The following is a 14,904-nucleotide window of genomic DNA, read 5'->3' as shown; positions in this document are numbered from 1 at the left end:
ATTATAATTTGTTAATAGTATAGAATGTTTATCCATTTATATAACTCATAAGTTTCCACATATAACTCATAAGTTTGCTACTAAAAATTAATAGTTTACACAAAAAACTCATAAGTTTAATTTACCTTTTTATACAAAATTAATAGTTTGCATAAAAAACTCAATAGTTGCTTTAAAAAATATATAGTTACCTCCCTCTTTGCTAGATTAATAGTATTATATTTATATATATATGTTCTCTCTAAAAAATTTATTTACTAATAATATACCTTATATCCCTATTCATAAAATTAATCCTGATGAATTTATTCTCATTAGTAATTATCTTATTCTCTCTTCTAGCACTATTCACAATTTACTCGGCATTATTATGGCTTCCGGCATACCTTTAACACATCTAAAAGATCCTTTTATCAAAATATTTTATACTTTTAATAACAATATTATTACTTATACATTAAGTAATGGTCTACAGTTTCAACAATATTCTTTACTCGAACCCAATGTTATTGCTACTTCCATTATTAAAAATTTAAATAAAAATATTTTATCTTCTATTCATGCATACAAAATTAACTACATCGCTAAAAATATATTCAACTTCTCTATCACTACAAAACATATAATTTCTATCTACTCTTTGATTGCTAAGTCTAAAATTACCTTCAATAATATCTATTACAATAATACTCATCTCAATATCCTATTAGATAATCAACCTTGTATACTAGACTTATACGAAAAAATAAACTATATTAAGTCTTTTAACAGACTAAAACTTAATAAAAATAACCTAGATCTATTTAAAAACCATACTAATAAAACTCTCTCTACTATTGCTTCTCTGGTTGAATCTTTCTTCCTTGATCAAACATCAAACAAAAACCTACATACCCTCAAATCTTATATTAATCTACACCTCAAACAACTTGGTATACCTTATAAATCTACTAATAGATTGCAAAAACTACTATTATCTCATATATTTTTGTAATTATACATTGTACATTTTTGTGACATCTCTTTAAAAAAAATACATAAAAGAAAATAAATTTGTTCACTCAGCAGCAACTATGTACAAATTGATAATAATATATTGCTTGTACTATTGTAATGAAAACCTAAAAAAATTTTTTCGACCCCCTAGCTTAATATCAATTAGTAAAAACTAACTTCATACTCAGTATCACTAAAGATACTGAGTATTTAGATAAAAAAGCAGGAATTCCTGCTTGTAAAAACTTATTCCAATGAATAACCACACTATATTAATTTGTAGGTTTTACTACACTACTGGAATCTTCTTTTATGCAATCATCAACATCTTTTAAACATTTATCAACTGTTCTTCTTACAATAGATACTATCTCATTTACAGTTTTACCAACTACTCCTATTAATACTGCATTTATTCCTTCTTTTGGTGCATCATTAGCCTTGGTTGCCAATTTACCATCTTTAGCCATTGCTCTCAATGCTAAACCTGCTGCTATTGCTGATGCATTTGTTTGAACATGAGTAGCATTCCCGTTACTCTTATTAGCAATTGCAATTTCAAAAGCATTTGTTGCAGCAGTAATTTGGCCAGCAGGTTTACTTGTATCCTTAACTGCTTCAATTGCTGCTAATATATCTGCACCACTAGCTGCAATTACTGCTTTACTAGCTCCGCTTAGTGCCTTGGCATCAGTAACATTAGCAGTAGCATTAAATAAATTTCCAACTTCTTTAGAATCCTCAATCTGCTTATTAGCATTTCCTTTTAGATCAACACCAACTTCCTTTGCTGCCTCATAGATCATACTAATCCCTTCAACAAGACCCTTAACGCTTGCTGTATTTGCTGGTGCTGCATCCTCACCATCAGCAGTAGCATTAGCAATTTTACCACCAGCATCCTTTGAGGCTTCCTTAATTTTATTTTTTCCTTCAACTATCTTTCCCAAAGTATCAATTGCCTTATTAATTGTACTTTCAGCTTTATCTTTTATTAAATTAAACTGCTCATTTCCCTTTAGCTCTTCTAACTTATCTTTAGCTATTTTCACTGCATCACCAACCTTACCCAATCGTTCTCCTACTGCTTTTTTAGTTGTATCTGCAGTAAGACCAAATGCTTCTTTTAGTAAATTTCCAAAAGAAACAAAAGCATCCAAAAATAATTGTCTTGAGCTTGCAATTACTTCACTTAAACTTCCAACGCCTTGTTTATCGCCTCCTGCTGTTCCAGGACTACCTGAGTTTGCAGCCTGTTGTCCACTGCCACAACCAAAAAGTAAAAATAAAGTCATTAATAATGCACAAAAAGTAATTCTTTTCATTATCACGTGCCTCCTTTTTTACTCAAGGGAGCTAGACATAAACAAAAGGAAAACGGTTCTCATGAAGAGAGAAGAGTTTTCCTCAAATGACTTTATTTAGTTATGTATGTTTTATTAATAATTATTTATTGTTGTTGTCCACCAGTTGCTGCTTCTGCAGGTGTAGTAGAATCTGCAGACTTATCTTCTTGTGTAACTGTAGCAAGAGAATCACTTATTGTCTTTAAACCACTATCAACAGTATTTCTTATTGCTATTATAAGAGTACTTAAAGTCTTACCAACAGCACTAGCAGCTGCTCCCTTAGCTGCTTCAGCTTCTGTCTTCTTAGCAGCTGTATCTTTAACAATAAATTTACCATCCTTAGCCATTGCTCTCAGTGCGATACCAGCAGCAATAACTGCATCTTTCTTTGCTGCATCTCCAAGTTGATCATCATTATCAGTAGAAGTACCCTTAGCTAAAGCCAGAGAAGCTGCATCCGTAGCATCCTTAACTTTACCATCTTTCTTAGCATCAGCATTAGAAGCAGCAATAGCTTTTAGGATATCAGCCCCAGTTACAGCCCCAATTGATGCACCAGCAGCAGCTACATGTTTCTCTTCAGCACCTTTATCAGCCTCATTTTTAGCCCCAAATAACTTACCAATATCTTTCTTATCAGCATCAACAGGATCCGTTTTATCTGCTTGTCCATCACCTTCTTTTAAAAACACATCAACAATAGTCTTAATTCCTTTAACAAGAGCATTGACACTTGTAGCGTCAACGCTAGTACCAGCATCAGATTTCACAACTTCACCAATAGCAGCATCAGTTGTAGCCCCACTAGCAGCTTTCTTAGCTCCTTCTGCGATCTTGTCTAATGTGTTAGTGATAAATGTATCAACAACTGATTTAACCTTTGAGTAATTTCCATTCTTAGCAACTTCTGCTTGCAACTTCTTTTTAACAGATGTCATAGTGTCAGCAATATCAGTGAAATACTTACCAATGTCAGATTTCTTAGTATCTGCTTTAATGCCAAAGGCACCAGAAACCATATCAGAAAGGGAAGTAAAAACATCTAAGAAACCTTTACCCAAATTAGCAATAGAAGTTAAGAATAAGGTCTTAGGATCTTCCGTCTTAGTACTACCACTCCCACAACTAAGAAGTAAAAATAAAGTCATTAATAACGCACAAAAAGTAATTCTTTTCATTATCACGTGCCTCCTTATTAACCAGGGGACAAATATAAATAAAAGGAAAACAATTCTCATAAAGAGAGAAATAGTTTTCCTCAAATGACTTTATTTAATTATATATATTGTTATTAATTCTGATTATTGGTTTTTAGCTTCAGAGGTTGTATTATCAGTGGTCACAGGAGTATCAGTAGTATTAATATTTATAGCATCTTTAACAGTTTTAAGTCCTGTATCAATAGTATCTCTTATTGCTATTGTTAATGCATCTAAAGCCTTAGTAACTGCACTTACAGCTGCACCTTTAACGATAGGAGCAACACCCCCTTGATCATCAGCACTAGGACCAGTAAATTTACCGCCTTTAGCCATAGCTCTTAAGGCTATAGCCCCTGCTACTTCGGCATCTTTTTTAGCAGCATTAGCAGCATTTTGAGCAGTTGCTAATTTAGCAGCATCACCATTATCTTTAACGATAGCTTGTAAAATGTCAGAACCAGTTACAGCACCAACAGCCTTAGCAGCATCAGCAGCTGATTTTTTTGCAGCATCTGCAGCCCCTGCATTAGCAGAAGCAAATAACTTTCCTGCTTCATTGTCAGTAGCATTGCCACCGGTTCTTGTAGTAGAACCATCTTCAGCCTTTTTATCATCACCCGAATCAGCACTTCCTTCTTTAAGAACCACATCTACAATCGATTTAATGCCTTTTATTAAATTTTCAGTTTCACCTTTAGCACCTGCAGGAGCTGCGTGAGCAGCAACATTACCAAGTAGGTCATCACCTGTAGTACCAATAGCCTCACTAGCAGTCTTAGCCCCCTGGATTATCTTATCAAGAGTATTAGTAATTAGAGCTTTTACAGCGGTATCAGTAGCCTCTGCATTAGGATTATTATCAGATTTCATGTCAGCAACAATTTTATTAAGCTTATCCTTAGTGCCTTGTACAGTATCCTGAACAGTTTTAAAGTAAGCTCCAACATCAGACTTTTTAGTATTAGTATTAAACCCTAAAACCCCTCCAACCATATCAGTAAAAGAAGTGAAAACATCTAAGAAGTCATTACCTAAACTAATAAGAGATTTCAAGAATCTACTCTGAGGATCCTCAGCATTAGTACTACCAGCTCCACAACTCATAAGTAAAAATAAAGTCATTAATAATGCACTTAAAGTAATTCTTTTCATTATCACGTGCCTCATTTTTTACTCAAGGGGAAATGCTTTAACTTGTCCTTCTTGTGATATAACAATTAATTTTATTTAATTGTCCCTAACAAGCAATTAAATAATTTTGATAAGAAAATAACTAATATTATGTAGCCAAATAAATAAGAGGGATAATTAAATAAATTTACTTTACTAATAATGACATTAATGCTAAAAATATTCCTATATTAAGGGTAATAAGGGTACCAAACATCCAACCATGAAGTCTTAATGTACTTTTAAGTTCCATTTTGTTAACATCAATCTTATTATCAAGTTCATTGAATTTAGTATCAATCTTATTATCAAGTTCATTGAATTTAGTATCAATCTTATTATCAAGGTCTTTAATGTCAGATTTTAATTCACTTCTCACTGTATCAATCTTAGTATTAAGATTATTCTCAACAGAATCGATTTTGGTATCCAAGTCTTTAATGTCAGATTTTAATTCACTTCTAACTGTATCAATCTTAGTATTAAGATTACTCTCAACAGAATCGATTTTGGTATCCAAGTCTTTAATGTCAGATTTTAATTCACTTCTCACTGTATCAATCTTAGTATTAAGATTACTCTCAACAGAATCGATTTTGGTATCAAGGTCTTTAATGTCAGATTTTAATTCACTTCTAACTGTATCAATCTTGGTATCAAGTTCATTGAATTTAGTATCAATTTTAGTATCCAGATCAGTTTTGCTTGATTTAATCTCAGCTTGTAATAGAGCTTCAACTTTTTCAAGCTTAAGGTTCAAAGTAGTCTCTAAATACTCAATATCCTTGTGTGTAAGCTCATTTTTATAATATCTGTAAGATAAATCAATAGCAATATCTCTATTTATACCAGCTTTAGTAAGTTCTGCTATAACCATTTGTTGAGTAATAACTGGTTGAGCAAGTCCCATAAAAACACTCCTTATGTAATTATTATATAATATTTTAACTGTTATAGGAACCTTATTTTAGTAAAATGTGATTTAAAAGGGTCCCTAAATCTAAAATAAAGTATTTAGTCTATTTTTTTTAGTTTATCAAAAAGCTGAAATGAAATCTTACCATCAATCTGTTGTTAAAGGATAGCTATCAATACTATTTAGACCTGAGTATTATTACAGATAGTAAAAAAGGAAAAAGAATCTCATGAAGAGAAATAGTTTTCCTCAAATGACTTTATTTAGTTATGTTTTATTGATAATTATTTATTGTTGTTGTCCACTAGCTGTTGCTTCTACTGTGTTAGTAACTTCTACAGATTTATCTTCTTGTTTAACGGCAGCTAGTGCTTCACTTATTGTTTTTAACCCACTATCAACAGTATTTCTTATTGCTATTATTAGAGTACTTAAAGTCTTACCAACAGCACTTGCTGCTGCTCCCTTAGCTGCTTCAGCTTCTGTCTTCTTAGCAGCAGTATCTTTAACAATAAATTTACCATCCTTAGCCATTGCTCTCAGTGCTATTCCTGCTGCTATTACTGCATCCTTTCTTGCTGAATCCCCAAGTTGATCATCATTATCAGTAGAAGTACCCTTAGCTAAAGCCAAAGCAGCTACATCCGTAGCATCCTTAACTGCCCCATCTTTAGTAGCATCAGCATTAGCAGAAGCAATAGCTTTTAGGATGTCAGCCCCAGTTACTGCTCCAATAGAGGCACTAGCAGCGGCTACATGTTTATCCTCAGCACCACCATTAGCATCACTATTCTTACCCCCAAATAGTTTCCCAATATCCCTTTTATCATTAGCAACAGGATCAGTTTTATCTGCTTGTCCATCACCATCTTTTAAAAACACATCAATAATAGTCTTAATTCCTTTAACAAGAGCATTGACACTTGTAGCGTCAACGCTAGTACCAGCATCAGATTTCACAACTTCACCAATAGCAGCATCAGTTGTAGCCCCACTAGCAGCTTTCTTAGCTCCTTCTGCAATTTTATCTAATGTATTAGTTATAAAGTGATCAACAACTGATTTAACCTTTGAGTAATTTCCATTATTAGCAACTTCCGTTTGTAATTTCTTTTTAACTGTGTTCATAGTTGTCTCAATATCAGTGAAATACTGACCAATATCAGATTTTTTAGTATCTGCTTTAATGCCAAAAGCACCAGTGATCATATCAGAAAGGGAAGTAAAAACATCTAAGAACCCTTTACCTAAATTAGCAATAGAAGTTAAGAAAGTGGTTTTAGGATCTTCAGTCTTAGCACTCCCACTACCACAACTAAGAAGTAAAAATAAAGTCATTAATAATGCACAAAAAGTAATTCTTTTCATTATCACGTGCCTCATTTTTTACTCAACTCAGGAAGGCAAGAGAGGGGCAAGATATAGGTAAAAGGAAAACAATTCTTATGAAGAGAAGAGTTTTCCTAAAATGACTTTATTTAGTAGATTATTTAATTAGATAATTTATTTAGTAGCAGCAGGTTGAGTAGTACTAGCTTCAGTTGATTCAGCAGTAGTTTCAGAGTACTGTATCCCTTTAACAGCTTCTCTTATCTTATTTAGATTACTTGCTACTGTTTTCCTAATTATTAAGTCAAGTATTCCCAGTACCTTATTTACAGCAGATACAGCAGCAGCTTTAACTGCTTCAACATCACCAGCAGCACTAAATTTACCAGACTTAGTCATAGCCTTAAGAGCAACAGCAGCTGCTAGGTCGGCATTAGTAAGCGCACCATTCTTATTCGCAGCATTAGGTAATTTAGTAGCTAGTGTACCAGCATCATTATTTTCATCAGTATTAGCAGCATCAGTAACCTTAGCATTCTTAATCTTGTTAATCATAGCCCATGGGTCGGCCTTAGCAACCTCAGCTGCTAGAACAGGACCAGCATTAGCAGCAGGAGCATTATTATCTTTACCAACAATTACTGCGCCTGCTTTATCATCACCCTTTTCTACAGCATTACCAGCCTCTCCAGACTTGATTTCTATTCCAGACTTATCTGCTACATCAATAATTGAATTTACATTTTCAATAATAGTCTTAACGTCATTTGCATCAGCAGCAACTGCAGCAGCATTAGAAATATCGCCAAGCAGAGAATCATCCTTAGTTACACCGGCCAAATTAGTTAGGGCACCAATTAATTTATCAAAGATATCATTAGAACTGCTAATTATACCCTTAACAGCTTCAATTGTGCTGGTATTAGCATTCTTTGATTCAGATATTTTATTTGATAGCTCATTTAACTTATCCTTAGTATCACCTAAACCTTTTTTTATTTTCTTAAAGTGTTCACCAACTTTACTTCTCTTGTCACCCGATTTAACTGCTGTAAAACCCAAAGCATCACCAATAGCATTACCAAAAATACCAAAAACCTCGTAAAACCCATGACCTATCTTAACTAATGAATCTAAGAAAGAAATTTTAGATTCAGCAGCCAATTTAACTTCTTAAAGTTAATTACAACAATATAGAAGGCATCTTAGATATAAAACTAAGATTGCCTTCTACTCTAATTACTTAATAATTTAATTCTAAATATCTGTATTATTTATTACTCTGCTGTTTTTGGAGATCTTACCTCATCTATTTTTTCTTTTGCTGTTTTAAGAACATTCTTTACTGTCTTTTTAATTATATCCTCCACTGCTACTAACAGCTTATTTACTGCAGTGATTCCTATGTCTTGTACTTCTTTCTCTCCTCCTGCATTATTAGCTGCTGCTCCAGCTCCTAGTTTACCTGTCTTAACCAATGAACGTAATGCTATCCCTCCTGCTACCGCTGCTGCTTTTGGATTAGCACTATTTGATAGGTGAGCATCTGATCCTCCTTTAGCAAATTTCAATGAAGTTGTATTTTCATCTGCATTCGCTGTTAACGCTGCATCACTTTCTCCTGCTCTAACTATTGAGTCTAATATCTCCTCACCACTTACTGCTGCTAATATTATTGCAGCTTTACCTGCATCAGTTGCTGATGGATTACCACCGCTTGTAGCTAATATCTTAGCACCATCCTTATTATCTACTCCATTTACTGTCAATGTTGTAGCTCCTGCTTGTAATGCTTTAACACCTACATCTGTTGCTATTTCCACTATTCCTTTCAATGCCCTAAACATTTCTTTTAACTGAGCATCGTCTGGCGCTGTTCCTGTACCCTGAACATTATTTGCATAACCTACTACATTAGTATCGCCTACTTGACCTAAAGACTCTAAATGGCCTTTTAATATGCTTAAAGTAGTCTTAGCTGTATCAATAGCTACTCTAATAGGATTTTTAGATGCATCGCCTTTCTCAAGATCTGCTGTTGCCTTAACTGCTACTTGTTCTAACTCTTCTGATGCGTCTCCAAGCTTCGCACCTAAGCTGTTAAAATAACCTCCCACATCTTCTTTCTTTGTAGTTGATTTAGCAGTAAAACCTAATGTATCTGAGAGTAACTCTAAAAAAGAATAAAAAGCATTCTCAGCACTCCTACCTACCTCCATTAGCACTGAACTTAAACTCCCCACCCCTTGTTGCTCTCCTCCTGCTGTTCCAGGATTACCTGAGTTTGCAGCCTGTTGACCACTGCCACAGCTAAGAAGTAAAAATAAAGTCATTAATATAATATAAATAAAAGGAAAACGGTTCTCAGAAAGAGAAAGGTTTTCCTCAAATGACTTTATTTAGTTATGTATCTATTATTAATTCTGATTATTGGTTTTTAGCTTCAGAGGTTGTATTATCAATGGTTACAGGAGTATCAGTAGTATTAATATTCATAGCATCTTTAACGGTTTTAAGTCCCACATCAATAGTGTTTCTTATTGCAATAGTTAAAGTACCCAATGCCTTAGTAACAGCACTTACTACTACTCCTTTCACTGCAGTAACAGCATCATCAGCAGCAGCACTAGGACCAGCAAATTTACCATCCTTAGCCATAACCCTTAAAGCTATACCTCCTGCAATAGTTGCATCTTTAGGGGCAGCACCAGCATTCTGAGAAGTAGCTAATTTAGCAGCATCACCATTATCTTTAACCATGGCTTTCAAGATGTCAGAGCCAGTTACTGCTCCAACAGCTTTAGCAGCATCAGCTGCAACTTTTTTTGAATTGTTAGCATCACCAACCGCACCAGCACCAGCTGTAAATAATTTACCTGCTTCACCATCACCACCAGCAGCAGTTCTTGCAGTATTGCCATCTTCAGCTTTTTTATCATCTCCCGCATCAGGATTACCTTTATCTCCAAGTACAACATCCGCAATTGATTTAATTCCTTTTGCTAGTTTATCGACTTCATCACCAGCAGCAACACCTGCACCAGCAGCGGGTTCAGCAACATTACCAAGCAACTCATCACCTGTAGTACCAATAGCCTCACTAGCAGTCTTAGCCCCCTGGATTATTTTATCAAGAGTGGTAGTAACTAAATTAGTTACAGCGGTCTCAACTGCAGAAGCATTAGGATTATTCTCAGATTTCATATCAGAAACAATTTTCTCAAGGGACCTCTTAGTAGATGAAAGAGTATCCTGAACAGTTTTAAAGTAGTTCCCAACATCAGACTTTTTAGTATTAGTATTAAACCCTAAAACCCCTCCAACCATATCAGTAAAGGAAGTAAAAACATTTAAGAAGTCATTACCTAAACTAATAATAGATTTTAAGAATCTACTCTGAGGATCCTACAAATAAAAAATATAAGTTATTATTAAGTGATAAAAAAAGGTAAAATCAAAGCATAAATATAAGTCTAAAAGATAAAAGAAATCTAAAGGAAGTATAATAAAGAAGTAAAGCAAGTAAATATAGAATAAAGAAACAAAATAAGCTAAGAGAAGAAAACTCCTAGCTTATTATTTATAGACTTTATTTTATCAGATAATTACGATTGATTAAAAAGTAATCTTATAATAACAATTTATCTCTTAATTAAGGTTTAGCAGGAGTTGTAAGAGCATTAATAGCAGCTGTTACTGCATCATTAGCAGCTGTTAACAAAGCATCAATTGCTGTGTTCAAGGCAATAAGTTCTGCAACACCTTTATCTCCATTAGATGTACCTATTCTATCTATAGCTGCTTTTGCATCATTATCAGCAACGCCTTTTTTACCAAGAGTAGCTGTAGCCCCTCTCAATTTGCCTAAAAACTCTCTACTTTTAGTCTTAGCCTCAGTAACCTTTTTCTTACATGCATCTGAGATTTTAGCTGATGGTCCTTCCAATAATTTCAATTTAGTTTCTACAGTCAATATTACTTGAAATGCTCCTGCAACTAAAGATTCATTCACAGCAGCCTCAATATCAAGTTCATCACCATCTTTAATTTTCTTACCAATAGCTTTAGCAAGCTCATCAATAGACTTAACTAAAGTATGAACGTCTTTAACATTTTTTGCAAAATCTACAGCATCAGTTATGTTTTTAGTTATTGTAGCTAAGTCAAGGATTGTGCCATCAGATTTAGCTGCTTGTCCATCTTTAGGAGAAGTCCCTGAATTATTACAAGACATAAGTAAAAATAAAGTCATTAATAATGCACAAAAAGTAATTCTTTTCATTATCACGTGCCTCCTTATTAACTTAAGGGAGCTAGATAAAACAAAAGGAAAACGGTTCTCATGAAGAGAGAAAAGTTTTCCTAAAATGACTTTATTTAGTAGATTATTTAATTAGATAATTTATTTAGTAGCAGCAGGTTGAATAGTACTAGATTCAGTTGCTTCAGCAGTAGTTTCAGAGTACTGTATCCCTTTAACTGCTTCTCTTATTTTATCTAGATTACTTGATACTGTTTTCCTAATTATTACGTCAAGTACTCCTAATACCTTATTTACAGCAGTTACAGCAGCAGCTTTAACTCCTACAACCTCATTAGCAGTAGCACTAAGTTTACCAGTCTGAATCATAGCTTTAAGAGCAACAGCAGCAGCTAAGTCTGCATTAGTAGCCGCACCAGCACCATTGGCATGATTAGGTGTACCAACTGCCAATGTTCCAGCATCATAATTACTAGCTTCACTAAGATTACCAGTTGTAGCTTTAGAATCTTTTATCTTGTTAATCATTGCCCATGGATCAGCTTTAGATACCTCTTCAGCAAGTTTAGGACCAGAATTAGCACCAGCACTAGCATTGGCAGCAAGTACAGCAGTAGCATCTGTTGTAGCAGAAGCTGCTACCTGCCCACCAGCATTTCCAGGTTTGATTGCTATGCCAGACTTCCCTGCTTCTGCAATAATTGTTTGAATTCCCCCAATCATGGCTTCAACACCATCTTTATCAGCAGCTACTGCAGCAGCACCACTAGCAGTATCACCAATGTCAGAACCATCATTAATTACACCAGCAAGTTTAGTTAGAGCAGCAATTAGCCTCTCAAAAACATCATTTGCACTGTTAATTGCACCCTTAACAGCTTCAACTGTGTTTCCATCAGCACTAGTTACTTCAGATATTTTATTTGATAGCTCATTTAACTTATCCTTAGTATCTTCTAATCCTTTCTTTACCTTATTAAAGTGTTCACCAACTTTACTTTTCTTGTCACCCGATTTAACTGCTGTAAGTCCCAAAGCATCACCAATAGCATTACCAAAAATACCAAAAACCTCTTGAAATACTTGACCTATTTTAATAAGTGAATCAAAGAAAGAAATTTTAGATTAAGAAGCCAATTTAACTTCTTAAAGTTAATTACAACAATATAGAAGGAATCTTAGAGATGCGTCTCAGATTCCTTCTAATCTTACTTTTAAGCAATTAATCTAATTATTTATCTTATTACTGCCCTGCTGGTTTTGTAGCTCTTGCTTCATCTATTTTTTCTTTTGCTTTTTCAAGAACATTCTTTACTATATTCTTAATTATATCCTCTATTGCTACTAACAGCTTATTTACTGCTGTTATTCCTACACCTTGTACTTCTTTCCCTCCTCCTGTAGCAGCATCTGCTGCGCCTGATGCTAATTTACCTGTCTTAATCAATGAACGTAATGCGATTCCTCCTACTACTGCTGCTGCTTTTGGAGTATTTGCACCTGCCAAGTGATCTGCCTGACCTCCTTTAGCAAAGGAAATGGCACTTGTATTTCCATCTGCAACTGCTCCTAGTGCTGCATCACTTTCTTTTGATGCAATTATTGATGCTAGTATTTCCTCACCACTTACTGTTGATAATATTGCTGCTGCTTTTCCTGCATCTGTTGCTGCTGGATTATTACCACCACTTGTAGCTAATATCTTAGCACCATCCTTATTATCTGCGCCTCCATTTGCTTGTAATGTAGTAGTTCCTTCTTTTAATGCTTGAACACCTACATCTGTTGCAGATTTTACTATCTCCTGCAAGGCCTTAAGGGCTTTCTTTAATTCATCTGTATCAACTGCTGCTCCTAAACCAGCACCACCACTTGCTGCGTCCCCTACCACTTTGTCATCACCTATCCCTTTTAAGGAGTCTAAATGGCCTTTTAATTTGCTTAAAGTAGTCTTAGCAGCATCAATAGCTACTCTAATAGGATTTTTAGATGCATCGCCTTTCTCAAGATCTGCTGTTGCCTTAACTGCTACTTGTTCTAACTCTGCTGATGCGTCTCCAAGCTTCGCACCTAAGCTGTTAAAATAACCTCCAACATCCTCTTTCTTTGTAGTTGATTTAGCAGTAAAGCCTAATGTATCTGAGAGTAACTCTAAAAAAGAATAAAAGGCATTTTCAGCACTCCTACCTACCTCCATTAGCACTGAACTTAAACTCCCAACCCCTTGTTGCTCTCCTCCTGCTGTTCCAGGATTACCTGAGTTTGCAACCTGTTGACCACTGCCACAGCTAAGAAGTAAAAATAAAGTCATTAATAACGCACAAAAAGTAATTCTTTTCATTATCACGTGCCTCCTTATTAACCTAAAGGGGCAAAGTGGTTAACAACCTTAGAACAAGATAAAAACAAAAGGAAAACAATTCTTATGAAGAGAATAGTTTTCCTAAAATGACTTTATTTAATTATGTATATTGTTATTAATTCTAATTATTGACCTTTAGTTTCAGAAACTTGCCTATCAGTAGTTACAGGAGTATCAGTAGAATTAAATTTCATAGCATCTTTAACTTCTTTAAGTCCTGCGTCAATAGTGTTTCTTATAGCAATAGTTAGAGTACCCAATGCTTTAGTTACTGCACTTATAGCTGCACCTTTAGCAGCAATAACATAATCAACACTATCAGCAGTAGGACCAGCAAATTTACCATCCTTTGCCATAACTGTTAATGCAATAGCACCTGCAATAGTTCCATCTTTAGCATTAGCCTTTGCAGCATCAACAGCAGAATTAGAACCATTTTTAACTATGGCTTTCAATATGTCAGCACCAGTAACAGCCCCAACAGCTTTAGCAGCATCAGCTGCAACTTTTTTTGCATTATCAGCACTATCAATAGCAGCATTAGCAGCAAATAATTTACCTGCTTCACCATTACCAGCATTATTTGCAGTTTTTATTCCAAGATCATCAGCTTTTTTATCAGTACCCGCCTCAGGATTTCCTTTATCTCCAAGTACCAATTCTACAATTGTCTTAATTCCCTTTACTAGTTTATCAACTTCAGTACCAGCAACACCAGCAGCATTATTCGCACCAACATTACCAAGTAACTCATCACCTGTAGTACCAACAGCCTCACTAGCAGTCTTAGCCCCCTGGATTATTTTATCAAGAGTGGTTGTAACTAAATTAGTTACAGCAGTCTCAACTGTAGAAGAATTAGGATTATTATCAGATTTCATATCAGAAACAATTTTCTCAAGGGATGTCTTAGTAGATGAAAGAGTATCATGTACTTTCTTAAAGTAAACTGCAACATCAGACTTTTTAGTATTAGTATCAAAACCTAAAACCCCTCCAACCATATCAGAAAGGGAAGTGAAAACATTTAAGAAGTCATTACCTAAACTAATAACTGACTTTAAGAATCTACTCTGAGGATCCTCAGCCTTAGTACTCCCACTGCCACAACTAAGAAGTAAAAATAAGAAATATAATTTCTTATCAAGAGATAAAACAAGATAAAATCAAAGCATAAATATAAGTCTAAAAGATAAAAAAAATCTAAAGAAGTATAATAAAGTAGTAAAGGAAATAAAGAGAGAATAAAGAAACAAAAAAAGCTAAGAGAAGCAAACTCCTAGCTTATTATTTATAGACTTTATTTTATAAGAAAATAA

The 14,904-nt window shown here is 34.4% G+C and carries 9 protein-coding genes and 4 pseudogenes; 1 reads left to right on the top strand and 12 read right to left on the bottom strand.

The annotated features are described in order from the left end of the window. Nucleotides 1-232 precede the first annotated feature (232 nt). Complete coding sequence (locus tag bpSLO_RS07020) at nucleotides 233-994, top strand: hypothetical protein (RefSeq protein ID WP_083253466.1); 762 nt, start codon at nucleotides 233-235, stop codon at nucleotides 992-994. Nucleotides 995-1,268: 274 nt separating this feature from the next. Here the strand turns inward: bpSLO_RS07020 and bpSLO_RS07015 are convergent, their stop codons facing one another. The 12 genes and pseudogenes from bpSLO_RS07015 to bpSLO_RS06960 form a co-directional block, all read right to left on the bottom strand. Beyond that, nucleotides 1,269-2,321 carry a variable large family protein gene (locus tag bpSLO_RS07015; RefSeq protein ID WP_246990142.1) on the bottom strand — a complete coding sequence of 351 codons (1,053 nt, stop codon included), beginning with the start codon at nucleotides 2,319-2,321 and terminating at the stop codon, nucleotides 1,269-1,271. Between the two features lie 125 nt (nucleotides 2,322-2,446). After that, nucleotides 2,447-3,526: a variable large family protein gene (locus bpSLO_RS07010; protein WP_246990149.1), complete on the bottom strand. Its 1,080-nt coding sequence runs from the start codon at nucleotides 3,524-3,526 to the stop codon at nucleotides 2,447-2,449. Between the two features lie 120 nt (nucleotides 3,527-3,646). After that, entirely contained in the window at nucleotides 3,647-4,699 is a 1,053-nt protein-coding gene (locus tag bpSLO_RS07005; protein ID WP_432432502.1) for a variable large family protein, read from the bottom strand. Between the two features lie 166 nt (nucleotides 4,700-4,865). Then, nucleotides 4,866-5,627, bottom strand: coding sequence for a Bdr family repetitive protein (bdr, locus tag bpSLO_RS07000; RefSeq protein ID WP_025407687.1), 762 nt, complete (start codon nucleotides 5,625-5,627; stop codon nucleotides 4,866-4,868). A gap of 294 nt (nucleotides 5,628-5,921) precedes the next feature. Next, on the bottom strand, nucleotides 5,922-7,004 hold the full coding sequence (locus bpSLO_RS06995) for a variable large family protein (protein ID WP_246990148.1): 1,083 nt from the start codon (nucleotides 7,002-7,004) through the stop codon (nucleotides 5,922-5,924). A 132-nt stretch (nucleotides 7,005-7,136) separates the two neighbouring features. After that, nucleotides 7,137-8,129, bottom strand: a pseudogene (locus bpSLO_RS06990) (variable large family protein); the annotation flags it as partial. A 110-nt stretch (nucleotides 8,130-8,239) separates the two neighbouring features. Continuing rightward, nucleotides 8,240-9,295: a variable large family protein gene (locus bpSLO_RS06985; RefSeq protein WP_246990140.1), complete on the bottom strand. Its 1,056-nt coding sequence runs from the start codon at nucleotides 9,293-9,295 to the stop codon at nucleotides 8,240-8,242. Nucleotides 9,296-9,389: 94 nt separating this feature from the next. After that, a pseudogene (locus bpSLO_RS06980) lies at nucleotides 9,390-10,361 on the bottom strand (variable large family protein); the annotation flags it as partial. Between the two features lie 253 nt (nucleotides 10,362-10,614). After that, nucleotides 10,615-11,244 carry a Vsp/OspC family lipoprotein gene (locus bpSLO_RS06975; RefSeq protein ID WP_338417551.1) on the bottom strand — a complete coding sequence of 210 codons (630 nt, stop codon included), beginning with the start codon at nucleotides 11,242-11,244 and terminating at the stop codon, nucleotides 10,615-10,617. Nucleotides 11,245-11,364: 120 nt separating this feature from the next. After that, nucleotides 11,365-12,348 (bottom strand): annotated as a pseudogene (locus tag bpSLO_RS06970) (variable large family protein); the annotation flags it as partial. A gap of 118 nt (nucleotides 12,349-12,466) precedes the next feature. After that, the gene (locus tag bpSLO_RS06965) at nucleotides 12,467-13,564 is read right to left on the bottom strand and encodes a variable large family protein (protein WP_172797970.1); all 1,098 of its coding nucleotides are present in this window, start codon (nucleotides 13,562-13,564) and stop codon (nucleotides 12,467-12,469) included. Nucleotides 13,565-13,710: 146 nt separating this feature from the next. After that, nucleotides 13,711-14,712: pseudogene (locus bpSLO_RS06960) on the bottom strand (variable large family protein); the annotation flags it as partial. Between the last annotated feature and the right edge of the window lie 192 nt (nucleotides 14,713-14,904).

Source organism: Borrelia parkeri, assembly GCF_023035815.1.
Lineage (GTDB): Bacteria > Spirochaetota > Spirochaetia > Borreliales > Borreliaceae > Borrelia > Borrelia parkeri.
This window is presented reverse-complemented; position numbering and strand designations above follow the sequence as displayed.